This is a genomic window from Tenacibaculum xiamenense (genome assembly GCF_964513065.1).
Lineage (GTDB): Bacteria > Bacteroidota > Bacteroidia > Flavobacteriales > Flavobacteriaceae > Polaribacter > Polaribacter xiamenense.
Genome location: NZ_CAZEQU010000017.1, coordinates 71,507 through 94,851 on the forward strand (window position 1 = coordinate 71,507; position 23,345 = coordinate 94,851).

Sequence of the window (23,345 nt, forward strand, 5' to 3'; positions counted from 1 at the left end):
ATCGTAAGCTATCCTATGGTCTTAGCTTATCTGATTTTTTAAGTGTTTTATTGGGTAACGTTTTTTTGTGATATTATCTAATACTGGTAAGTTTCGTAGGTTTTACCAGCTAACTTGTAAAATCGTATTAACTCGTGAAATTTGGATGTTTTTACCTCAATGGGGGTCAATTCGGTATTTTGATGATTCTCAACATCGACGAAATAAAGCTCATTGGTTAATCTTTGAATCCTCTCAATTCCACTGACACCATCTAACTTTTCTTTTATATTCAATGAACTCGGAATCATAATTCGAAAATTGGCATATTCCATTTCGGTATAATCCTTAACTCCTACTAAATACATCCCTTTTCCAGAAGATGGAGTTACTTCATTCCGTTTATATACTAAAGGAGCCTCATAACCTAAATCATGTTCTTCATGAAGATAAATATGTTGCAAACTAGGTTTTAATGATTCAGCGATATAAATGAGCTTATCTGCTTGTTTCTCCGCGATTGTAGCATTTGGTTTATATTCCTTTGTCTGATTAAACTGTTCATTCAGCATTTTCTCTAAATAAACCACTTGCCCACTATGCTGTACCTTGTAGAGATTACTATTATACAAACTAACTAATGGACTTAAGTTTGCTTTTAACCAAAGAATCAGTTTTTGTTTTCTAAATATGGGAGGAATCATCCATAAAAGGATTTTATCCCAATTGATGGTAACGTAATTTTTCAAAACAAAAATTTTAAGTTTGTTATTGTCTTTATATTTCTAAGGGGAAAGATTAATTCTATATATAATCTCTGTAGAAAGTATATGGGATATACCTAAAACTAAGTTGTAAACTATCTAAATCGAAATAACCCGATTGAGGGATAAAGTATTCAACCTCATCTGAAACAGGTGTAAGATCCAGAGCCGCCGCCGCGGTAGCCAGCTTTTTAACGATAGGTATTTTTATACCGTCAGCTTTCTGTATGGCATCAGTGAGGTATGTTTTTACCAAACCTCCATTAAACTTTAAATCTTTTAAGAACTGTTGGATTGCTATTTTCGCTGGGTGTATATTTGGTGAGGCTATCAAAACTCCATTATTACTATCAAACTCATAATCATCAGGTGCGCTATCAGGGTTTATATAATACGGAACATCGGATGGATTTACATATATTTTTAGCGGATCTATATATAAATCCACTTCAATACTAAGCTGATCACCGTCAACAGAAATTATTTGAATTTGATTTCCTGCATCCTTAATTTGTCTCATATATTCTCTGAAAACAGTAAGTTCGTCTTTTGACAAACGCTGAATATTACCAGATTCATTTTCTCCTGCTACTTTCATAAATATAACTCCGACTTGATTATGAAAATAGGAAGCAATGGTTGCATTAATTTCTGCTGATGTTTGAGGAATACCTCCTCCTTTGAAAATTGTATCTAAATCAACTTCACCAACGGCACAATGTTTTACCACTTTTTTCGAATTTAACGCCTCTTCTGAAAGTCCTAGTTTATCGAAAATGAAAAACCCTTTTTCCCATTTTAAGGGGTGCCCATAAACAAAACTCAAAGCTTGTTCTCTGTACCAATTTAAAGTGTGAGGACGAGAAACTAACATATTTCGCTCTACAATCTTTTCATGAGTCCAGATAGCGGAAGCCATAATATAAGTCCATAATTTCCACATAGAAGTTTTTGAAGAATTATCCAACCCCTTTAAGGCTTCAATGCTATTTTTTTCTTGTATAATTTCTTGCTGTATTTCAGTTATCGTACGTGCCATTTTTTAATATTTAAGGTTTTTCCTTTCTTTCTTGAAGTATCAAATTAATCTCTGGAACTGTATGTTTCGTCGCTGGATAAATACCTGAAGTTTCATAATAGTTAACTATGTCTTGCTTCACATTACTTACTGGTAATTCAATAGATTCATATTCGGACACTTCATGAGTTACAGTTTCATAACCATTCTGTTCTACGATATCAAACACCTTTTCAATGGTTCCATATTTTTGTAAGCTTATGTCAAGTATGTTTTGGTTTTGCTGTGGTTTAATAGTTTCCATCAATTACAATATTTTCTAGGTCAGATAAATCAATATGCTTTACGTTAAAATTATCATGCAGTAATTGCTTTTCAATTTCAGCTTCTAGTCTCAGTTTATTAAGTTTTGTATTTCCTTTAAGATAATTTTCAATTCCAACACCTACCAATGGATGTTCTTTAAATCCTCCCTTTTGAGAAAGTAATATGCTCGCTATGTTTTGCTGACTCGCATCAGTAATATGTAAATCCCCATTTTTAAATAAAAGGTCATCTTCTAAAATAAAATCATTCATAAAAATTGATTTAGTAGTTTATTTAACAGGTTTAATTGTACCAACATTAATTTTATCTCCTTTTACAGGAATACAGGTTAACGAAGAAGATTTTAACAACGCTTTTTTGCCACTTATATTCACATCAGTTTTAACTGACTCCCATTCATCCAATTCATAAACACATTTTGTGGGTATTCCAGTCACTTTACTTAAAATAGCACAATCTCCAAATTTGGGTATATTACTAAGCTTCTTATCACTAGTATTTGCCATAGTCTTAGAACTAGTGTTCACATTAAATGCACTTACAGCTTTAAAAACAGCTTTTTGCAAACTTCCTTGATCACACCTTAAACTATCCTGATCTTTTAAGTAATCTTTTAAATTCGTCATAATTAATTCAAGTTTATGGCTTCTGTTCCTTCAATATTTACTGTCTTTCCTTTGATATTAATATCTGTATCACTTATCAGATTTATCCCTTTTTCGCTACTTAGAACCACTTTTTTTTTCTCATCACCCGTTTGAATGACTACCTTTTCTGAATCGAAAGTGCTTTTAAAAACTTCTTTTGCTTCCTTATCCATGAAATTCAGTTGCAACTTATCTTTACTAAAACTCAAGGTCGATTGTTTCTTTTGATCTGAATCAGAATCTTCTTTAGGATATAAAAAATCAAAAGTGAGTTGTTCCTTACTTATTTGAGTATGGAATGAATCCCCATATTTTAATTGAAGGCTCCCTGCACTTAAATTAATATCAACGAATTCCTCAGGCTTCTTTTGACCTCCATTAGTATCTTTCATATTGTTCAATCGTAGTATAACCCTGTCGACTTCGGAATACTGAGAAACATATGTATGAGCTGTTATATTATCTATTAAAGAAACCAGTACCCAACTACCTATTCTAGGAACTAGAATTATCCCCTCTTCAATTCCGTTTACAACAGATTTCAAACGAACATCGTGATATTCAATTGGGTTATACTTTCGATTAGATTCATCAGAACTTAACACCTTATTTTTCAAATCTTCTGATATATAAGTTGAATCAAGTTTTGCTTGTAATTTCAAATATTCCATTTCTGGATTGCTAGTAATAAGTTTGCGAACCGATATTGTGTATTTTTTCTTATTATCTTCTTCTATTACTCCGTGGGCAGTAACAATGGCTGGAAAAGTATTCACAACATCAACGCTACTAGCTATCTTCTTAATTATGTCTCCTATTTCACTCATTATCTATCCCTTTTTATTCGTCTCAATTTTTGTTCTCCCCAAAACTATTTTTTGTCTGAAACCATCAATACCAAAGCTGTAAGTGACTCCATCAACAAAATACATTTGCTTGCTGAGCACTTTTCCTATTATTGAAGTTTTATTTTGTTCCTGTAATTGTATATGATCACCATGTCTTACAAAACCTCCAATATTATTTCTAGGATCGTCGTCTTCAATTAGAATATCTCCAAAACTGGTAAAACTGCCACTAAACCCATCGTGCTTTATGAGCTCTAAGCGTCTTTTGGCCATATTCAGCAATTTGCTTTTCAACTCTTTTAATTCGTTTTTATTCTTTTTTCTTTCTTTCAGATTATGTTCAAAAGTGTAAAAAACCAATTCTTCGGCACTTTCACTCAAATCTTTTTCTACTGTAGATTCTTTTATATGGATATTATTGAATAGGCCACTCAATACCCCTCCATAAATACCGCTAAAATCAATTCGTGTTTTTTGGTCATCATCTGGGTATGTAACTTTAACTTGGTCATTTTCATCTGCTCCTTTAGCTACATAGCTCACCTTTACATTAATATCTTCTTCATATTTATAAATAAGATCATCCTCAATTATATTATTATAGAAAATGAAGTTCCCGCCGAACTTTGTTTTAATATCTTCTATGGTACTTCCATGATTAACTTCATACTCTTTTCCAATAACTAAATGAGAATAATGTTCTTTATCATATCGAATGAAACTATAAATACCATAATCATCTTTAAGTTTTTCCAATACCTTTACTGGAGTCATCGGCTTTTCAGTAATGAAAGTACCTAAGTTTATACCTTCTTTACAATCTATACCTATCGTTTCACCTTTAGCGTTTGTAATACTACCAAAGCTTTCCACAATCGATTTTAACGAGGCATTTTTGTTAGAATAACTTATCATTTTAGTTTTAAAATGATACATATCATCCTCGCATATTAAGGTTACGGGTACTCCTCCTTTAACATCTCTAATAATTCCTTTAAAAGCCAAGTTTCTTCTTCCTTGGTATCCTAAATAAATTTCAATATGAGGATGATATTTCGCCCAAAGGTTTAAATGCTGTCTAAAACTTTTATCTTGACTTTCCCAATCCTTAATATCAGGATCGATTAATCTTGGTAAAGTAATTGATGCAGTATCAGTAAACTCTCGCCAACTACTTTCTATTTCAAGACTATTTACAAAGTCAATTGAAATTTGATTTTGGGTACGTTTTCCTTTCTTGGTAACCTCGTATATAATTATTTCGCAGTTTAAATTGAGCATACCTATGATTAAAAACGTGATACAATATTCTTTAACGATTGTTTCCCCAGTTCCTCAAGGTTTTTGTAATGTTCACTTTTCCTGATTTCAAGAGGCTGTTCTGACAATGCTGAAAAACTAAAAGGTTGAATATTTTTTAAACCTTCATTACTTGGAAACTCATAATTAGTAATTACCATTTCAAAAATCCCCATTTTTTGCAATAAGGCATTTACAACCTTTAGTGAAATATTACTATCGAATATTTTACGTAGCTGCACCACCTGAGCTGCTGGATACCCTTTACCATGTGTTGCCAAAACTCCATTGACTGAAATTTCGTGATCACCATTTGATATAAACTCTTTCACTGTATATTCTCTTCCTTGAACAGCTGTAGTAACAATATTTTTGCTTCGAGAAACAGAAATCGAAACTCCATCCAACCGAAATCCTGCTGCGGTACCTAACAGTTCAGTCAAAAAATCGTTGTTATCGAGCTGATTTCCCAATTGCGTTCCTTTAAACTTCTTTAGTAATTGATCCTTTGGAACTTCAATAACCATTGGAGCAAAAACAGGCAAACTAAAAGTACCTCCTGCCATAACAAATTCATCAACTTCAGTCAGATCTTTTATGGATTCAAAAAAGTATTCTTCTGTAAGATTTTTTAGGTTTTCTGTATAGGATCTTGGACTCGATGTACTCAGTATGTTACTTACATTTCTGAGCACACTCCTACTCTGCCCAAGCTTCAATGATTTCAATAAATTAGGTATGTTATACGAAAAACTCATAGGATTTAATTTGGTTTAGCAACAATTGATGTTTGGGTGTCTTGCAATGCTTCTAGTAATACTTTCTTAACCTGTTGCTTTATTTCAGAAGTAGATTCTCTTAGAGTAGTAGTTTTTATAGTAAGTTCTTTTACTAGAGTATCGATCTTAATTGTGCTTCCTCCAGGGTTAATTGGTGTTACCGATGTTGTTCCTTTTACTTTAGTTGGGGCAGGTACAATTGGTGTTTGAGTCGTAGGAGTTTTTTTACCTGAGAACATTTTTCCAAGCTTATCACCAATTCTAAATTTGCTATCAACTCCTTTTTTATACCCTTTATCAAAGTTACTTTTCATATTTGAAGTAGATTTAGCAAAGCCTTTACCCGCACTCACAAAATCATCCACACCAACAAAGTCACTTACAGCTTTTTTCGCTGTTTTCCATGCACCACTAAAGTCACCACTAAAAAGTTTTACTAATGCCGACCCTAAACCTGTAATACCTGAAAGTACTCCTTTAATTCGGTTGATGATAAACTCTTTGATTACGGAGCCAAACGATTTAATAACTTCCCACATTCCCATAATGGTACCTCTGAAACCTTCGAAATGATCCCATGCATATCCGATAACTGTTATTAATCCAATAATACCTACAATAATAAGTCCAATAGGGTTAGCCCCCATAGCTACGTTCACTGCCCATTGAGCCGCCGACATTGCCCATTGTCCTGCTGCCGCCAAACTTTGCATAGTAGATAAAATGGCAAGTACAGTTGAAACCCCAGTAATTGCTTTTGTTAATCCAGAAGATTCAATTCCCGCAGATTTCATTAAAGAACTCATTCCCTCAAGTCCTGATTTCACATTTGTAATTCCAGCAACGCCTTTTCCAAATTCTTTAGAAACACCTCCCATTCCATCTTTCAAAGCATTGAACATCTTTTTAGGATTGATAGAAATGCTTTCTATTTTTTTCTTGAATGCCTTTATGCTTTTCAAAGTTAGTCCTTGTACTTTTTTAAGGCCTTTCCACCAATTTGACTTGCTGAATATGGCTGACACAGATTTAACAGCAACACCACCTATTGCCGAAGCTGTTTTACCAATAGTGTTTTTAATTGTGAAACCAACTCCCTGTACGGCCGTTAAGATAGTTCCAGCAAACACACCAATCATTTTGTTGTTTTCTTGCCATTTTTGCCCCAATTTTCCTAACAAACCACTGGTATTCTTTTTAAGTTTATCAAGTACTCCTGAGTAACTTTGATCTAACTTTTTCAACTTATTTTGAAAGGTCATAAATTTCAGTCCCATCTTATCATACCCCATATAAATTTTAGCAACACCTGTCGCCACGGAATCTTTAAGTTTATCCACTGCTTTTCTTGGGCTCTCCACAGCTTTTTCTAATTTAGATAACAAGCCAATGATAGGAGTTAATTTAAATCCCTTCCCTTTTGTATCTGCAATTTCAGGTTCAGTAACTGGTTCAATAGGTTTTGAAATCGTAAAAGCCATTCCAGGTGGTACCGAAAAATTACTAGGAGCTTTTCCCAAAGTATTCTGAGAAGTAACCCCACTGACTCCAACTCCTTTAGAAACTTTGCTAGTTAAGGTTAAACTCTGAAACCCTCTTTCAAGAATAGACACCACCTTATCAATACCTGTTGATGTTTTTTCAAGATGTGTATTACTAGTTTGTATATCAGTATTGATTCCTCCTAGCTTGAGACTAAGCTTAGAGAGAGCAAATTTTAAATCTTTAAATTGATTATCAGTCATCACCAAATGCTTTTGCTATGGCGTTCGCCATAATGTACTCCTGTTTTTTATCTAAATATTCTTGCAACCACAAGGCTTCTCCGAGTAACGAATAAAACTCTTCATCGGTTTTCTTATAAGGATCTGTTTTAAAATAGTATCTAATAAGAGCTGCTGCCTTTAATAGATCATCCTCTCCTTCATCCTCACTAATAAGGAAAGGATCTAAATCTTTTTTGCCTTTGCCTCTTTTGGTTGGGTTAAATCAGCAAATGCAGTAATCACAGATATTTTAAGATCATCGTCTTGCTTTATTTCTTCATCTCCTCCCAAATAACAATTCTTAAAAAGCACTTCTAAAGCTTTAAACTCATCTACTTTTGAGGTTTGCAATACGGCTGCTCTTGTTGCCATACTTGGTTTTCTGAAATAAGCAAAGCATGGAACTTCCTCCTCATTTTCTATTTCTACTTTTATTAATTTCCCATACTTTTCTTTCCATGTATGAAATTGAGATTCTGTAATATTTCCGTCTATTATTTTACTTGTTGTTGTCTCCATTATTTTATTTAATTTTTGTTGTTTTTAATTGAAAACTTTACCAGACTTGGTTAATATTCTTCTCAAATCCAACATAAAAAAGTCTGGTAAAAATTTTATTACTATTAATTCCACTCAATATGTGATACTATCAGTTCCAATTGAACTTCTATTTTTGTATCTCCTTGTTTCATATCGCGTTTGTTTGTTTTAAACTCGCAATTGCGAATAACATGAGTAATAACATCACTGCTGTTATCTAAAAAACTAACTTTAATATCGAATAAAGGAACATCTTGAAGTCGTTTTCCTTTTGGTAACGCTTGTTGAATAGCGTCAACCTCGTAATCATAGAGCGTTAATGATGCCTTGGCTTCATATTTCCCTCTCCCTCTGAAAACTGGCATATCTCCAGCTCCGTAATGATTTTCTTTTACTTGAGAATCGTCATAACTAATAGCAGTTATTCCTGTAACAATTCTATCCAAAATATTTACTTCAACAGACGACCAAGCATGGCGCTGGCCATTTACTAATGGTAAGTGTGACATAATACTTATTTCTTTTTAAGAGTTGCCTTTGGCAAATGGGTTTTTAAATCCGAGGTCTACAGTAATTCTTCTCGCGGTTCCAGTAGGAACAACCTCTATTTTTATTTTTAATTCGCTTGTTGCTAGGATATTTTGCTGGGGATTTACAAACACATCAATTTGAGAAACTTCGCCATTTGATATCATTCGCTCTAAAGCAGCTCTACATAAAGTTTCATATCCTTTAATAACTGACGGAGGTAATGTTCCGTTTACAGGATCCACCAATACAGGAGCATTTACTTTTGGTAATAGAGCCTGCCTAACTGATCGTGCTGCCTTATGAATGGTACGATTGGCTTCGATGAAAGTAAAATCTGAAGTTTCTTTAGTACAAGTATGACTATCATTAAAATACACTCCTCCAATTCCGGTATGACTTCTGGAAAAAATATACTTATGAGTATCTAAAGTTTTCTGAACTCCCTCTGTGGTTAACTGACCTCCTCCAACAAAGCCTACCGAACGAAAGCCTTCTCCTGAAAGATTGAATTTTTCAATCCATGCGATATTTTCAGAAACTTTCGCCTTTGAAACGGCTCCTAAAAGGACTCCTACGGCTGCAGTATTTTTATAATTATCCTGAAGAGATTTTTCCTTATCCATTGCCACTACAACAGAAACTCCGGAAGCATCATAACTCCTTAAATCTATTGAATCCTTTGAAGCATCAAATCCTTTTGCTTCTAAAAATATCTCCAATGGCTGATGGTTTGCAAATGCCGCATTCGTTACAGTTTTGGCAGCTGAAACAGCCTTTGTAACTTGACTAAAGTATTCATCATTTTTTGCTTTAGGCTTATCTTCTCCTTGGAAAATTACTGCCAACTGACGGATTTCTCCATTTGCCAGTTCTTGCATATTCTTAGCATAGCTAACCAACTCTGCATAAGTTTTAGCCTTATCATTTTTAAGAATAAATAGATCTCCTGATGGATTTAATCTGAAAAACTGACTTATTTGATAATAAGCCGATTCTCCATTATTATCATAGGCTCTATTGATACCTAAAGACTCTGCATCTTCTAGTGAAGCCAGTCGATATAATTTATCATTTTCTAACTTCAAAGGTTCTCCCCCAAGATTCGGTCCTGTTGCATCTTTACCGTTAAATAATAGTCCTGAAATCATATCCTGATTTGGAGTTCTTCGTCCCAATCCACCAGATAGTTTATTTATGACTACATCGTTAAATAATACACTCATAGTATTAGTTTTGATTGTTAATTAATTATTTTGATCTGTAAACATTTAGTTATTATTCGTTTATCGTGTTATTCAAAAACACCTTCTGTTCTACTAAATCCCCCTTTTTTCCTTCATCTAATAAATAGTCTTCTAAAGAAATCCCTTTAAGTGCCAATAGAGCTTCGACCTCTTCTTTCTTCTTTGGATCTTCCAAATCCTCTAACTTAAAAGCTCCATTTGTTAATACTGTATAGGTCTTTTGGAAACTATTCTTAGTTAGCATAGTTTCATACTGCATTTCCCAAATGAAAAAGTGATCTTTGCCCCAATGAAAATCGTCAGATGTACGCTGCTTCTCGCTAACCTTTCTAACATCAATTGGAAGAGAGTTCGCTGAATCTTTTTGTTTTAGTCCCTTATTCCTTATTAGAGAAGTGTCAATATGTTCCACCAATAAAAATAGTTCTTCAGTAGTCTTATCAATTTGAGGTGGAACAACTATGTAAATACTGAAAGAAATTTCACCAGTTAATGAATTATTTGGCAACGTTTCCCATTCAATATCTTTGTATTGAAACAGCATAAACAGGTTGTTTTTATTATTTAAAAAAACAGCATCATGGTACATATGAAAATCAACTCCTTCAATGCCTTGTAACTCTAAATTATCCTCAATCTGTTTTTTTACTTGATTGTAAAACTCTGATAAAATCATTCCTAATCCTTAGTCTTTTGTTTTTTGAAACATATTATATCCCCCTCCTATTAATTCACTATAACCAACCAGACATAAATAACTGTTTTTTATAACCATAACAACCTTAAAACTGTCCAATCGGAATAGGTTTCTCACTTAATTCTTGGTCAAATATATATTGGGTTTTTGTAGTAATTTTGGATGTTTTATAACCGCTTTAGTTTTTAAAATAAGTGCATGAATTAAATTGATAAGTGATTATGAAGAGATTTAAAAAACATTAATTTGTCTTCTAAAAATGCTTAAATAAATTAGTTTATAATTAGAGTCATTGAATACCACTTTTGTAGTATATTTTTTATAGTTTTGTTAAGAGCTAAAGTTCATTGTTTCAACACTAGCTCATCCCTCGAAATTATTTTCTCCCTTCCTTTATAAATAGGTATATATCCTGATTGTAAAGTAAAATTACCTCTCTCTTTAATAAGTGATAATTAAGAACAAATTAAACAAGTATCACTTAAATCAACTATTACTATGTTACATCAATCTATGTGCAACTCTCTTGAGGTGTATTTTCGAAATGTTAACAGAAACATCCAATTCCTTTCATTAATTCTAATCTTTGTTTCAAATCCTCTATTATCACAGAATAAAACCATCATAGATTCTTTAATTACTGAACTCTCTAACAAAAACTTATCTATAAAGAATCAGATTGAATTATATAATAAACTAGCTTTCGAGTATAGTGAAATAGATTCAACTTCTTCTTATAATTATTCTAAAAAAGCTATTGAAAAAGCTTCAACAATTAAAGACCATAGTGGCATTGCCAATGCTCAATTTTGGATTGGTTGGAGTGCTATGCAACATAGTAACTATAAAAAAGCCAACGAATATTATGAAAAGTCTTTGATCCTTTCAAAAGAGAATCATTATAAAGAAGGTATTGCAAGAGCATATAACGGTTTTGGCGCCTTAGAAGGGAAAAAAGGCAATTTAGATAAAGCCATTGTTTTTTTTAAAAAATCATTAGTTCTAAAAAAAGAGCTAAACGATTTAACCGGAGTTGGTAACCTATACTCAAACATTGGTGTTATGCACAAGAGGAAGGGAGAATATGAAAAAGCTCTAAAAACCTACTTCAAGGCAGCCGATTTTTCTGCCCAAATTAAAGATTCTGTGGGGTTAGCAAAAAGATACGGCAATATTGCTTTAGCCTATGTATGGCTATCCAACTACAATAGTGCCATGGAATATAACAAACGAGCACTTGGAATATTTAAACGTTACAACCAAACAAAATCTGTTGGTTTAGTTTACAATAATATAGGTATGATTTTTGCCAATCAGGAAAACTATGCGGAGGCTCTTAATTACTTTATAAAATCTTACACTGTAAAAAAAGATTTGGGAGATAAAAGGGCTTTGGTTAATCAAACAAATAATATTGGTTATGTATATAAAATGATGGGCAATATTAAAAAAGCTCTAACTTATTATGAAGAATGTAAACAGATAAGTAATGAATTAGGTTATCAAGAAATAATTGCTGATTCAGATTTGAGCATTGCAGACTGTTATATGTTAAACAAAGAATATGACAAAGCACTAGAATACGGTTTTAAATCACAACAACTGGCAGAAGAAAAAGGCTTTAAAAGTATTATTGCTTCATCAACTTGTCTTATTGGTGATGTTTATACAGAACAAGGTAAGTATCAGGATGCTTTAGAATATTTGAAAAAAGGATTGGCACTTAGCAAAGATACTGGTGAAAAATCCTTAGAAGCAAAGGCAACCAGTAATATTGGGAAAATATATTGGAAACAAAAAAAATATCATCTTGCAAAAGAATACATAAATAAAGGAATAACATTAGCGTCAAAAATTAATTACCCTTCAGTTATAAGAGATGCTACCAAAATACTAGTTGAATTAGAAAAAGTTACTGGTAATTATAAAAATGCTTTAGAAAGCATGGAAGTTTATCATAGTATTTATGATTCTATTTTAGGAAAAGAAAAAAGTCAGCAAATTGCCCAGTTACAAGTTAAGCATGATACTGAAAAAAAGGAACAAGCTATTGTAAACTTACATCAAAAAAACACTATTCAAGCATATGAATTAAAAGAATCAAAGTTAAAACTAATGATATATGGTGGTCTAGTTGTTTTATTAGTCTTATTAGGTACTTTATTCTTTTTAATATATAGACAAAAGCAATTTAAATTAAAGCAACAAAATAAAGAAATAGAGCAAAATCTGTTGAGAGTTCAAATGAACCCTCATTTTATATTCAATGCCATGTCTGCTATTCATGATTACATCGATAAAGGAGCAAAAGTGCAAGCAGGACAATATTTAGTAAAGTTTTCAAAATTAATTCGTCAAGTTTTAGATAATTCAAGAAATAATTTTGTCACCTTAGAAGAAGAAATAAAGATGTTGGATAATTATTTGTTTTTACAAAACCTAAGACGTGAACATCCATTTGAGTACAAAATTAATGTATCTGATGATATAGATGAAGAAGAAATAGCACTGCCTCCTATGTTTGCTCAACCTTTCGTTGAAAACGCTATTGAACATGGATTGGCCAATATTAAAGATAACGCAACAATAGATGTGTTTTTTACTATGAAAAAAGATGGGTTAGAACTACAAGTGAAAGATAATGGAGAAGGAATAAAAAAATCGACCTCTCCTAAAAATGACAATCATATATCACATGCCATAAAAATTACAGAAGAAAGAATCGATCTTTTTAAACAAATGGGTAATAAAAATATAGCTTTCTTTGTTGAAAGTATTTCCTCAGGTACATCAGTAACCTTTAAACTTCCTTTTAAATACGTATAACTTTTGTTCCATTCCTTCTATTAAGAAATTACCTCCCTGTTAGAACTATAAAACATATTAGAGAATGAAAACCATTATAATTGAAGATAATACGGCCGCTAGAGAAAGTTTAAAGCGGCTTTTGAATACACACTGTAACAATATATCAATAATTGGTGAAGCTAGCAATGTTGAAGAAGCAACTAATTTAATTAACTCACTAAAGCCAAATTTAATATTTCTAGATGTAGAGTTACCTGATGGCAATGGATTCGATTTGTTATTAAATATGAAATCGATCGACTTCCAAGTCATTTTTATTTCATCATTTAAACAATACGCTTTGAAGGCCATTAAATTTAGTGCCTTAGACTATTTACTAAAACCTTTTGATATCGATGAGTTAAAACAAGCCGTTCAAAAAGCAAAACAAGAAATAGATATACATGAAACACCAAAAAAAATAAAAACGCTAACACATAACATAAACCAAAAATCGAGTATTCCGGACAAACTCATATTAAAAGACAAATATGGTATACAAATACTAACAGTTAACGAAATTTATCATTTACAAGCGAATGGCAGTTATACTGAATTTTATTTAAAAGATAAAAGCCCATTAATAGCTTCCAAGTCTCTTAAAGAATATCAAAAGCTTTTATCTGACTCAACATTTTTCCGTTGTCATCAATCTCACATCATAAATCTTAATCATTTGTCCAGATATGATAAACGGGAAGGAGATTTTCTAATTTTGAACAATGGTAATAAAGTACCTCTAGCCACAAGAAAAAGAGATTCGTTTTTTAAAATTATTGCCATATAAATCCTTCCTATATAATATGTATAAACTTAAAATAATATAAAAATCAGTGACCTACACCAAATGATAATTAATTTTACAACAGTATGTAAAGAAGGAAAAATTAAAAAAAAGTTTTAATTAAATAGCACAAGATCTAGTCCTCTGTATCTACTAATTTTTGCGAATTTTACGGAAAACCGTAATATAACTAACTAAAAATCAGTAAAAAAAATTATGATATGTGTAATTTTTTTATATTTTTGCGTCTAACTAGGTAGAAAATTAAGTTTAAAAAAATAGAGTTTTGTTATTGGCAAGTGATAAAACAAGGCTTTATTCGAAAAAAAATATTAATTATTTTTTGATTTTAAATTTTCTTTTCTTAGGTTTACAATATTAATTTAATTTATTAACCCCTAAATTAAGCAAGATTATGATGAGATTCCCCTTGTTAATTTTAGCTATGTTGTTGTCTTTTACAACAATAGCACAAGAGCACTGTGATACCCCAGACGAGGGTATTGCTGATCCAAACAGTATAACTAAATGTGCTGTAGAAGAGGTGAAGGATGCAGATGGTAACGCCAAAAAGCAAGTTTCAATCGAAGTTTCAACAAGAAGACGTGTAGTTCGCAAGAATAAAGCTGCTGTATCATTAGGGGCAAATAACACTTCTCAAAAGGTTGCTAACGTAAAAAAAACAACTTTACTTGTTGGTAAGTTAGAATTGGAAGATTCAGGTGAAATGCTTGAGAAAATTCCATTTAACTTAGTTGAAGAAATTCCTTTATTCAAAAAATGTGAAAACGAACCTTTAATTAAACAAGCTAAGTGTTTTGACCAACAAATGTCTAAACACATCTTAAGAAACTTTACTTACCCTGAAGCTGCGTTAAATAAAGGTATCGAAGGAAGAGTTTTAGCTCAATTTACAATTAACCAATTAGGAGATGTTGAAGATATTAGACTTCGTGGTCCTAAAGGAGGTGAATTACTAGAAGGCGAAGCTAAAAGATTAATTGAAGAATTACCTAAGTTTGTTCCTGGAAAGCACAACGGAAAAGCTGTAAAAGTAAAGTATGGAATTCCAATTACCTTCAGAGTACCTGGTTCTAAAAAATCAAGTACTGTTGCTAAAAAACGTGTTGTTAAAAAAGCTAAAAAAGTAGCTCCAGCTGTTAAAGAGGAAGTATTTACAAATGTTGTAAAATTCAATAAAGTACAATCTATTCCTCAATTTAAAGCTTGTGCAAACGCTTCAGATTTTGATAAGTTAAACTGTTTCAATGAAAGAATGATTAGTCATATTCAAAGAAACTTCCATTATCCTTCTGCTGCTGCAAGGGACAATATTGAAGGAAAAGTTTGGGTTACTTTTGTAATCAATACTCAAGGAAAAGTTAAGAACATTAAAATGAGAGGTCCTAAAAATGGAGAACTTTTAGAACTGGAAGCTCAAAGAATGGTTTCTAAATTACCAGATTTTATACCTGGTAAACACGATGGAAAGTTTGCGAATGTTCAGTATACAATTCCAATTAACTTTAAATTAAACTAAGAATATTAGTTCAAAATATATAGAAGGTCAGAATATTTATTCTGACCTTTTCTTTTTACTATAAACCTATTAACATTAATAGTATATTTGTTTGTTAAAACTAATAGTATGAAAATAATTGCAATGATACCTGCAAGGTACGACGCTACAAGGTTTCCAGGTAAGTTAATGAAAGATTTGGGAGGAGAGCCTGTAATTGTTAAAACCTATAAAGCAGCAATAAATTCGCAACTTTTCGATGAAGTATATGTTGTAACAGATTCTGAAGTTATAAAAGATTCATTAAGTGCTGTTGGAGGAAATGTTATCATAAGTAAAAAGCAACATGATTGTGGATCCGATAGAATAGCCGAAGCAGTTGAAAATATGGATGTAGACATTGTTGTTAATGTTCAAGGAGATGAACCTTTTATCGATACAAATTCTTTAAAAAAGCTAATTGAGATATTTAAGAAAGATCAAAATTACACAATAGACCTTGCATCGTTAAAAGTAGAATTAACCGATAACGATGAAATTGAAAATCCTAACAATGTAAAGGTTATTACGGACAACAATGGTTTTGCGTTATACTTTTCTCGTAGTGTCATTCCTCATTTAAGAGATAAAAACTCTAATACTAAATATTACAAACATAAAGGCGTATATGCTTTCAGAAAATCTGCATTAATTGATTTCTACAATACTCCTATGACACCACTTGAAATTAGTGAAAAAATTGAATGCATTCGTTATTTAGAAGTAGGAAAAAAGATTAAAATGATTAAAACGTCTGTAGAAAGTATCGGAATTGATACTCCTGAAGACTTGGAAAAAGCAATTAAATTTATACAGGATCAAATATGATAAACGATAATATTAAAGTAATAGCTTTCGATGCTGACGATACCCTATGGGTGAATGAAACCTATTTCAGAGAAGCAGAAAACGAATTCGCTTCTTTATTATCAAATTATGAAACTGAAAATAAAATTCACCAAGAACTATTTAAAAAGGAAATTGAAAACCTTCCTTTATATGGGTACGGAATTAAAGGGTTTGTTCTATCCATGATGGAATGTGCTCTTGAAATATCTAATGGAAAATTATCTGGAGAGATATCATCTAAAATTCTACAAATTGGTAAAGACATGCTCGAAAAGCCTGTTATTGTTTTAGATAATGTCGAAGAAGTATTACAAGTACTTAGTAAAAAATATAAACTTATAGTTGCCACTAAAGGCGATCTATTGGATCAAGAGAAAAAGCTTAAAAAATCTGGAATACTTCAATACTTTCATCATATTGAAGTAATGAGTGAGAAAAAAGAAGACGATTACACGAAACTTCTAAAACATATTGATACTCAACCAAAAGATTTTCTAATGGTAGGAAATTCGTTAAAATCAGATATTCTTCCTATTCTGAATATTGGAGGCCAAGCTATTCATGTTCCATTTCATACTACTTGGCAATATGAACAAGTGAATTCCAGTACATTAAACGAAGATTATTTGACCATTAACAATATTAAAGATTTATTAAATTTTGTATAAACCTCTTTTTTAACTGGTTAATAAGATAATTTTAAATATTTTCTTATTCTGAATAACGAGAAAACCTTTAAATTTGCCAAAAAATAAAATTATGGCAAGTATTAAAAACTTAAAAAAAGACATCAATTATACTTTAGGGGCAATTGCTACTATTTGTGATGACTGGCAAAAGAAGAATCCTACTGAAGATTTGACTGCATCAAACGCTATACTTGACGATGCATATGACGTTTATGATGATCTTTTAAATAAGATAAATAGTAATGATTTTGAAAGCGCAAAAAGCCACTTTAAAGCCATTAGTCAAGAGCTTGAAAGTAAAGCTGTAGCCCTATTAGAAAGAGCTAACAACTTATAAAATCTTAAAATCTGACTTAGGTCAGATTTTTTTTTGGTCAACTTTAACAATTAAGTTCTTATTTTTTTGTAAATTAGAACATGCGAAAATTAACTCAAATCCCCTAAGATATGGCAAGAGCTATGTATGAGTACACCAAAACTATACTCAAAAAAGTTAGTTTTAACTCTGAATTATTTTGTAAGGAGCTAGAGAAAGCTTTAACGAGACTATTACCTCACGAAATAAACGAATTGAAGATTTGGCTCAGAGAATTTACAGCTACAAGACCAGAGCTATACGCTTGTATGGCGATAGTAAAAAGATAAAACATTTTTACATGACAAAAAAACTCCGAACAATGTTCGGAGTTTTATTTTTATATCTTATTTGGTACAGATTCCTTTTCGTCACAGTTCTCTCCAACTAGACATTTATTATCATTTTTGTTATTCTTTCCTTTCTTAAAATTATTCTTTAAGAAAAATAAATAACTATTTTTTCTACTCATTCTCCTTTTCATTTTTATTATCTCCGCTTGCTGCTTCGCTTTAATAAACTCCTTTCCTTTTACTATGAAAAAATACGACCTTCTATTTACCTGATGCTCCTTTTCTGTACATTTATTTCTTCTAGCATTTGTACAATTATTCAGTAACCTTTCTTCACCAAATCCAATTGCACTTTCAATCCTTTTCTTTTCAATTCCCCTAGACACTATATAATCTCTTGTAGCTTTAGCTCGTTTGTCCGAAAGCTTTTTGTTATATAAATCGTTACCTCTACTATCGGTATGCGCTTCAATTTTAATAACAATTTCAGGGTGATTTTTCATTACAGTAATAATATTTTCCAACTCGTATTGGGCATCTTCTCTAATATTGGATTTATTAAAGTCGAAATAGATAGGATTGATCACAATTTGATCTCCGATAATTAATGGTGTTAACTTTAAATCGGCTTTTACTATGTCGATATCCTTGTTTTTCGTATTTACAGATACCTTATCTGACTTATGATCAAACTTGCTAGCTGCAATTACAAAATCTAAATCACAAGGCACCTTTTTAAAAGAATATTTACCTTCATTATCTGAAAATGTTTCTTCAACAACATCTCCATCCGAATTAATCAATTTCAAATTGGCTCCTGCAATTCTTTTGTCAAACTTAGTATCCACTATTGTTCCAGCTATCACTTTTTCACAAACATCTTGATAGATATAAAAACTATAAATATCATCATCCCCTTTTCCTCCTTTTCTGTTAGAAGTAAAGAAACCTTTTTTCCCAATCTCGTCAATATAAAAAGCAAAATCATCTTTTTTACTATTGAAAGGCTCCCCTAAATTAACGGCCTTTGAATAATTGCCATCCTCCAACATTTTTGTTTGAAAAATATCCAATAATCCAAAGCCTAAATGACCATCAGAAGAGAAGTATAACGTTCCGTCTTCACCTATAAAAGGAAATCTTTCATTGTCTGAAGTATTTACTTGCTGCCCTAAATTAATAGGCGTACTATATTCATCAGAACTTACAATATTAACTGAATATACATCACTTCCTCCAAAACCACCTGGCATATCAGAAACAAAGTACAATTTCTTCTCATCGGGACTCAAAGCTGGATGTCCAACTGAATAATCATCACTATTGAACGGTAATTCTTCTACTTTGGACCACTCACCATTGATTAGTCTCGATTTGTAAATTTTAAGGTTTACAGATCGCTTTCTATCTTTACTAACCTTTTTACCATCAAAATTATTACGTGTAAAATATATGGTTCTTCCATCCTTTGTAAAAACAGGTTTTCCCTCATGGTATTTTGTAGTAATTGGAGCTGGTAAAATTCTCTTATCATAAAGCTCTAACACGGTATCCTTTACATTAGACTCTAATGATTCTATATTTTCCTTTGCTTTATAAATATTTAAGAATGGTTGATTGTTCCATTTATAAAGCTTTTGTTTTTTACCATCTTTAGGTGCTGAAGAAGAAAAATAAGCATAACCATTTAAAAGAAACCCTCCATATTCGGAATAATGCGTATTTAATTTCAAATTTCTTACACCAATTCTTTGATTTTCAGCATTAGAGTAGTCAAGTAAGTAATTTTTATTTTCTAACTCTGAGGTTCTGTTGTTCTTTCCCCCTTTTTCCGCCAGTTCTAAAAAAATAGAATCTGATTTTTTATAGTTTCCATTACTTCTTAATACTTGCGCATATCTGAAAAGATATTTATCAGAAAGTTCATTTTTATATTTCTTTACCAATAATTCATACCAGTTAAGTGCTTCAGACGTATTAGCATTATTGTAATAAGAATCCGCCAAACGACTTAATACATGCTTCGACGAATCTCCCTTTTCAACAACTATCGCTTTATAAAGCTCCGCCGATTGAACATATGAAAATTCTTCAAAGTACCTATCTGCTACCCTTTTGCTTTGCGCAGAAAGCTTAGCAAAACTTAATACTGCTAACAACAGTAAACTTCTCCCTCGTAAATTCATTAGTTTGTTTTTTAAAAGAATCTTGGTGATCTATATTTCAATGGGTTCAATATTTCATATCTCAACATTACCTCATGTGTTCCAGAGTTTACCACATTGTAGTTAGAGGTTGTTAAATCATAAGCATATCCTATTAAAAGGGAATCCGTTGCTTGGAAACCTAAAAGAGCACTAATTGAATCATCCCATCTCCAAGCTATCCCTGTTCTAAACTTGTCGTTAAACAAAAAGTTAGCAGAAACATCTAATGATAATGGAGCTCCTGTAACCCCTTTTAGTAAAGCTGCTGGTTTAAACTTAATACTTTCATTTAAATCAAACACGTAACCAGTAATAAAAAAGAAATGCATTCTTTCAACCGCAGTTATCCCTTGGCTCCCTAAGTTAGCATCATAATGTTCTGATCTTAAAAAGTTAGGTACAGACAATCCCATATACCATTTTTCTTCATGATAATACACACCCGCTCCAACTGTTGGTAAAAACCTTCCATTTATATTATTCTGAAATAAAGTTTCGTCTTCAACGACGTTTCCTTTTGTCCAGTCAATATTTAAAAGTCTACCTCCGAGCCTTAATCCAAAGGCCAAGTTTCCTTTTTCTCCAGTTTTTACCGAATATGACATATTCGCATCAAAATACACCTCACTAGAAGGTCCTATTTTATCATTTACCAAATTCACTCCCAATCCTAGTCCTGCAAACCCTATAGGAGAATCATAACTCAGATTCTGAGTATCTGGAGCTCCATCAAAACCTACCCATTGAGTTCTAGCTAGAGCAGTGATTACAGTATGTCCTCTTGACCCCGCATAGGCTGGATTTACACTCATTGTGTTAAACATGTATTGAGTGAATTGCGGATCCTGTTGTCCATAGCTATTTGTTACTAAACAAACAGCTATGAAACAGATTAATTTTGAAAATAATTTCATTTTAAAACTTCTTAATTATTCTATTATAAACTACCTATTTATATATATCCAACCTTTCTTTATCTCCGTTCCATTTCCGAGGTCTAAGATATAAAAATATGTACCAACAGGTAGCTTACTATCTACTTTTATATTGGCTCTTCCTTCGGATATACCTTTAAAAGCAACTGCCTCATTATTAGTATATCCTTCTCGCTTAAATACGGTATTTCCCCATCGGTTAAATATTTCAATTGAGTTATCTGGGAAATTTTCAATACAATCGATCTTCAAATAGTCATTTACACCATCTCCATTAGGACTAAAGTTGTTATAAACCATTACACATGAATCTAAATCAACTGCATCTCCAAAACCATCAAGTCCGTCTACACTATCAGAAATACCATCTCCATCTGAGTCAGTACCACTATCTTCAACCACACCATTTCCTCCACTATTTGGATCTGTAGGGTCAGTGTCATTACTATCCGAATTTCCTGCATCTCCAAAATTATCAACGTCTTGATCAACGATGTCTAAAATACCGTCATTATCAGTATCTGGGCCATCTACTAACCCATTTCCATCGCTATCATCATTTCCACCTTCAACAACATCGTTAATTCCGTCATCATCACTGTCCAAATCTAAATAATCCGGTTGTCCGTCAGAATCGCTATCTGTATTATCTGGTTCTCCAGAAATTCCCTCTCCGAAATTAGCATCATCCGCATCTACTGAATCAACAATACCATCTCCATCAGAATCCGTTCCATCTGCAATACCATCATTATTAACATCAATATTCTCATCTTCAATCACATCATTAATTCCGTCGTTATCACTATCCAAATCTTGATAGTTAGGCACTCCATCTCCATCCTTGTCTGGCTCTTCATCTGAATCAACAGAGGCATCAGCTTGACCGTCATTATTTGTATCTGAGTATCCAATATCATTAACATCAATCATACCATCTCCATTGGTATCTAAATCTCCATTTCCTCCTTCATCAACATCTAGTATTCCATCATTATCACTATCTAAATCTAAGCTATCAATGATTCCATCTCCGTCAGTATCTACTGTACCTTCATTAACATCTGGAATTCCGTCATTATCGTCATCAACATCCAAGTCATCTTCTATTCCATCTCCATCTGTATCCGTTGAACTATCACCAAAACCATCAAATCCATCTTCACTATCGGCAATTCCGTCTCCGTCACTATCAACTCCTGAATCATCAACAGGTCCATTTCCACCACTATTTGGATCAACAGGATCTGTATCATTAGAATCTGAATTTCCAGCATCTCCGAAGTTACTAGGATCTTCATCTACTGGATCCAAAATACCATCTCCATCAGAATCTGGACCATCTACTAACCCATTTCCATCACTGTCCTCATTTCCTCCTTCAACAACATCGTTAACTCCATCATCGTCACTATCTAAATCTAAATAATCTGGATAACCATCTGCATCACTATCAGTGTTATCAGGCTCTCCTGAAACTCCTTCTCCAAAACTACCATTATCTGCATCTGCTGAATCAACAATACCATCGCCATCAGAATCAGCTCCATCTGCGATACCGTCATTATTAACATCTATATTTTCATCTTCAATTACATCATTAATTCCATCATTATCACTATCTAAATCTTGATAATTCGGCACTCCATCCCCATCTCTATCTGGTTCTTCATTAGCATCAACAGAAGCATCTGCTTGTCCATCATTATTTACATCCGAATACCCTGTATCATTGGCATCAATCTTACCATCACCATTAGTATCTAAATCTCCATTTCCTCCTTCATCAACATCTAATATTCCATCGTTATCACTATCCAAATCTAAGCTATCAATAACTCCATCTCCATCTGTATCAACTGTTCCCTCATTAACATCTGGAATTCCATCATTGTCATCATCAACATCAATACTGTCAGGAATACCATCGCCATCTGTATCCAATCCATTATCACCATATCCATCAAACCCATCTTCACTATCAGGAATACCATCTCCGTCTGTATCCACTCCAGAGTCACCAACTGTTCCAGTTCCTCCACTGTTTGGATCTGCAGGGTCCGTATCGTTAGCATCAGTATTTCCAGCATCTCCAAAGTTTGTTGGATCTTCATCTACAGCGTCAAGAATACCATCACCATCAGAATCTGAACCATCTACTAGACCATTCCCATCAATATCATCATTTCCACCTTCAACAACGTCATTCACCCCATCATCATCACTATCCAAATCTAAATAATCTGGATAACCATCTGCATCACTATCAGTGTTATCAGGCTCTCCTGAAACTCCTTCTCCAAAGCTACTACTATCCGCATCTGCTGAGTCAACAATACCATCACCATCAGAATCACCTCCATCGGCGATACCATCATTATTAACATCT

24 protein-coding genes are annotated in these 23,345 nt (G+C 32.6%); 7 read left to right on the plus strand and 17 right to left on the minus strand.

Going from position 1 to position 23,345, the window contains the following annotated elements:
* Window positions 1-77: 77 nt before the first annotated feature.
* From ACKTTV_RS08745 to ACKTTV_RS08810, 14 genes are all read right to left on the minus strand, one after another.
* Window positions 78-728 carry a hypothetical protein gene (locus ACKTTV_RS08745; protein WP_408030457.1) on the minus strand — a complete coding sequence of 217 codons (651 nt, stop codon included), beginning with the start codon at window positions 726-728 and terminating at the stop codon, window positions 78-80.
* A 55-nt stretch (window positions 729-783) separates the two neighbouring features.
* Window positions 784-1,782 carry a hypothetical protein gene (locus tag ACKTTV_RS08750; protein WP_408030458.1) on the minus strand — a complete coding sequence of 333 codons (999 nt, stop codon included), beginning with the start codon at window positions 1,780-1,782 and terminating at the stop codon, window positions 784-786.
* Between the two features lie 10 nt (window positions 1,783-1,792).
* Window positions 1,793-2,065: a hypothetical protein gene (locus tag ACKTTV_RS08755; protein WP_408030459.1), complete on the minus strand. Its 273-nt coding sequence runs from the start codon at window positions 2,063-2,065 to the stop codon at window positions 1,793-1,795.
* Window positions 2,052-2,339: a hypothetical protein gene (locus ACKTTV_RS08760; RefSeq protein ID WP_408030460.1), complete on the minus strand. Its 288-nt coding sequence runs from the start codon at window positions 2,337-2,339 to the stop codon at window positions 2,052-2,054. The genes ACKTTV_RS08755 and ACKTTV_RS08760 overlap by 14 nt, the downstream gene beginning before the upstream one ends.
* A gap of 18 nt (window positions 2,340-2,357) precedes the next feature.
* On the minus strand, window positions 2,358-2,714 hold the full coding sequence (locus ACKTTV_RS08765) for a PAAR-like protein (protein WP_408030461.1): 357 nt from the start codon (window positions 2,712-2,714) through the stop codon (window positions 2,358-2,360).
* A 2-nt stretch (window positions 2,715-2,716) separates the two neighbouring features.
* Window positions 2,717-3,562 (minus strand): hypothetical protein, encoded by an 846-nt coding sequence (locus ACKTTV_RS08770; RefSeq protein ID WP_408030462.1) that lies wholly within the window; start codon window positions 3,560-3,562, stop codon window positions 2,717-2,719.
* Window positions 3,563-3,565: 3 nt separating this feature from the next.
* A complete protein-coding gene (locus ACKTTV_RS08775; RefSeq protein ID WP_408030463.1) occupies window positions 3,566-4,864 on the minus strand; it encodes a hypothetical protein in 1,299 nt (432 codons plus the stop codon).
* 8 nt (window positions 4,865-4,872) lie between these two features.
* The gene (locus ACKTTV_RS08780) at window positions 4,873-5,640 is read right to left on the minus strand and encodes a DUF6046 domain-containing protein (protein ID WP_408030464.1); all 768 of its coding nucleotides are present in this window, start codon (window positions 5,638-5,640) and stop codon (window positions 4,873-4,875) included.
* Window positions 5,641-5,645: 5 nt separating this feature from the next.
* Window positions 5,646-7,406 (minus strand): hypothetical protein, encoded by a 1,761-nt coding sequence (locus tag ACKTTV_RS08785; protein ID WP_408030465.1) that lies wholly within the window; start codon window positions 7,404-7,406, stop codon window positions 5,646-5,648.
* Window positions 7,399-7,599 carry a DUF6890 family protein gene (locus ACKTTV_RS08790; RefSeq protein ID WP_408030480.1) on the minus strand — a complete coding sequence of 67 codons (201 nt, stop codon included), beginning with the start codon at window positions 7,597-7,599 and terminating at the stop codon, window positions 7,399-7,401. Before ACKTTV_RS08790 ends, ACKTTV_RS08785 begins: the two co-directional genes overlap by 8 nt.
* Before the next feature lie 11 nt (window positions 7,600-7,610).
* A complete protein-coding gene (locus ACKTTV_RS08795; protein WP_408030466.1) occupies window positions 7,611-7,946 on the minus strand; it encodes a hypothetical protein in 336 nt (111 codons plus the stop codon).
* Window positions 7,947-8,050: 104 nt separating this feature from the next.
* The gene (locus ACKTTV_RS08800) at window positions 8,051-8,476 is read right to left on the minus strand and encodes a hypothetical protein (protein WP_408030467.1); all 426 of its coding nucleotides are present in this window, start codon (window positions 8,474-8,476) and stop codon (window positions 8,051-8,053) included.
* A gap of 15 nt (window positions 8,477-8,491) precedes the next feature.
* Window positions 8,492-9,721, minus strand: a complete 1,230-nt coding sequence (locus ACKTTV_RS08805) for a DUF2586 family protein (protein WP_408030468.1) — start codon at window positions 9,719-9,721, stop codon at window positions 8,492-8,494.
* Window positions 9,722-9,773: 52 nt separating this feature from the next.
* Window positions 9,774-10,418 carry a hypothetical protein gene (locus tag ACKTTV_RS08810; RefSeq protein ID WP_408030469.1) on the minus strand — a complete coding sequence of 215 codons (645 nt, stop codon included), beginning with the start codon at window positions 10,416-10,418 and terminating at the stop codon, window positions 9,774-9,776.
* A gap of 519 nt (window positions 10,419-10,937) precedes the next feature.
* Here ACKTTV_RS08810 and ACKTTV_RS08815 point away from each other — a divergent pair.
* The 7 genes from ACKTTV_RS08815 (at window position 10,938) to ACKTTV_RS08845 (ending at window position 17,811) form a co-directional block, all read left to right on the plus strand.
* Entirely contained in the window at window positions 10,938-13,265 is a 2,328-nt protein-coding gene (locus ACKTTV_RS08815) for a tetratricopeptide repeat protein (protein ID WP_408030470.1), read from the plus strand.
* A gap of 64 nt (window positions 13,266-13,329) precedes the next feature.
* Window positions 13,330-14,073: a LytR/AlgR family response regulator transcription factor gene (locus ACKTTV_RS08820; protein ID WP_408030471.1), complete on the plus strand. Its 744-nt coding sequence runs from the start codon at window positions 13,330-13,332 to the stop codon at window positions 14,071-14,073.
* A gap of 412 nt (window positions 14,074-14,485) precedes the next feature.
* Window positions 14,486-15,610 carry an energy transducer TonB gene (locus tag ACKTTV_RS08825; RefSeq protein ID WP_408030472.1) on the plus strand — a complete coding sequence of 375 codons (1,125 nt, stop codon included), beginning with the start codon at window positions 14,486-14,488 and terminating at the stop codon, window positions 15,608-15,610.
* A gap of 108 nt (window positions 15,611-15,718) precedes the next feature.
* A complete protein-coding gene (gene kdsB, locus ACKTTV_RS08830; RefSeq protein ID WP_408030473.1) occupies window positions 15,719-16,456 on the plus strand; it encodes a 3-deoxy-manno-octulosonate cytidylyltransferase in 738 nt (245 codons plus the stop codon).
* Window positions 16,453-17,145, plus strand: a complete 693-nt coding sequence (locus ACKTTV_RS08835) for an HAD family hydrolase (RefSeq protein WP_408030474.1) — start codon at window positions 16,453-16,455, stop codon at window positions 17,143-17,145. Before kdsB ends, ACKTTV_RS08835 begins: the two co-directional genes overlap by 4 nt.
* Window positions 17,146-17,236: 91 nt before the next feature.
* Window positions 17,237-17,503, plus strand: a complete 267-nt coding sequence (locus ACKTTV_RS08840) for a hypothetical protein (protein ID WP_408030475.1) — start codon at window positions 17,237-17,239, stop codon at window positions 17,501-17,503.
* A 110-nt stretch (window positions 17,504-17,613) separates the two neighbouring features.
* On the plus strand, window positions 17,614-17,811 hold the full coding sequence (locus tag ACKTTV_RS08845) for a hypothetical protein (protein WP_408030476.1): 198 nt from the start codon (window positions 17,614-17,616) through the stop codon (window positions 17,809-17,811).
* Window positions 17,812-17,861: 50 nt separating this feature from the next.
* Here the strand turns inward: ACKTTV_RS08845 and ACKTTV_RS08850 are convergent, their stop codons facing one another.
* Genes ACKTTV_RS08850 through ACKTTV_RS22850 form a run of 3 tightly spaced genes read right to left on the minus strand, consistent with a single transcriptional unit; the run spans window position 17,862 to window position 21,889 of the window.
* Complete coding sequence (locus ACKTTV_RS08850; RefSeq protein ID WP_408030477.1) at window positions 17,862-20,000, minus strand: OmpA family protein; 2,139 nt, start codon at window positions 19,998-20,000, stop codon at window positions 17,862-17,864.
* Window positions 20,001-20,011: 11 nt separating this feature from the next.
* Entirely contained in the window at window positions 20,012-20,935 is a 924-nt protein-coding gene (locus tag ACKTTV_RS08855) for a PorP/SprF family type IX secretion system membrane protein (protein ID WP_408030478.1), read from the minus strand.
* A gap of 30 nt (window positions 20,936-20,965) precedes the next feature.
* Window positions 20,966-21,889: a T9SS type B sorting domain-containing protein gene (locus ACKTTV_RS22850; protein WP_456243521.1), complete on the minus strand. Its 924-nt coding sequence runs from the start codon at window positions 21,887-21,889 to the stop codon at window positions 20,966-20,968.
* Window positions 21,890-23,345: the final 1,456 nt, after the last annotated feature.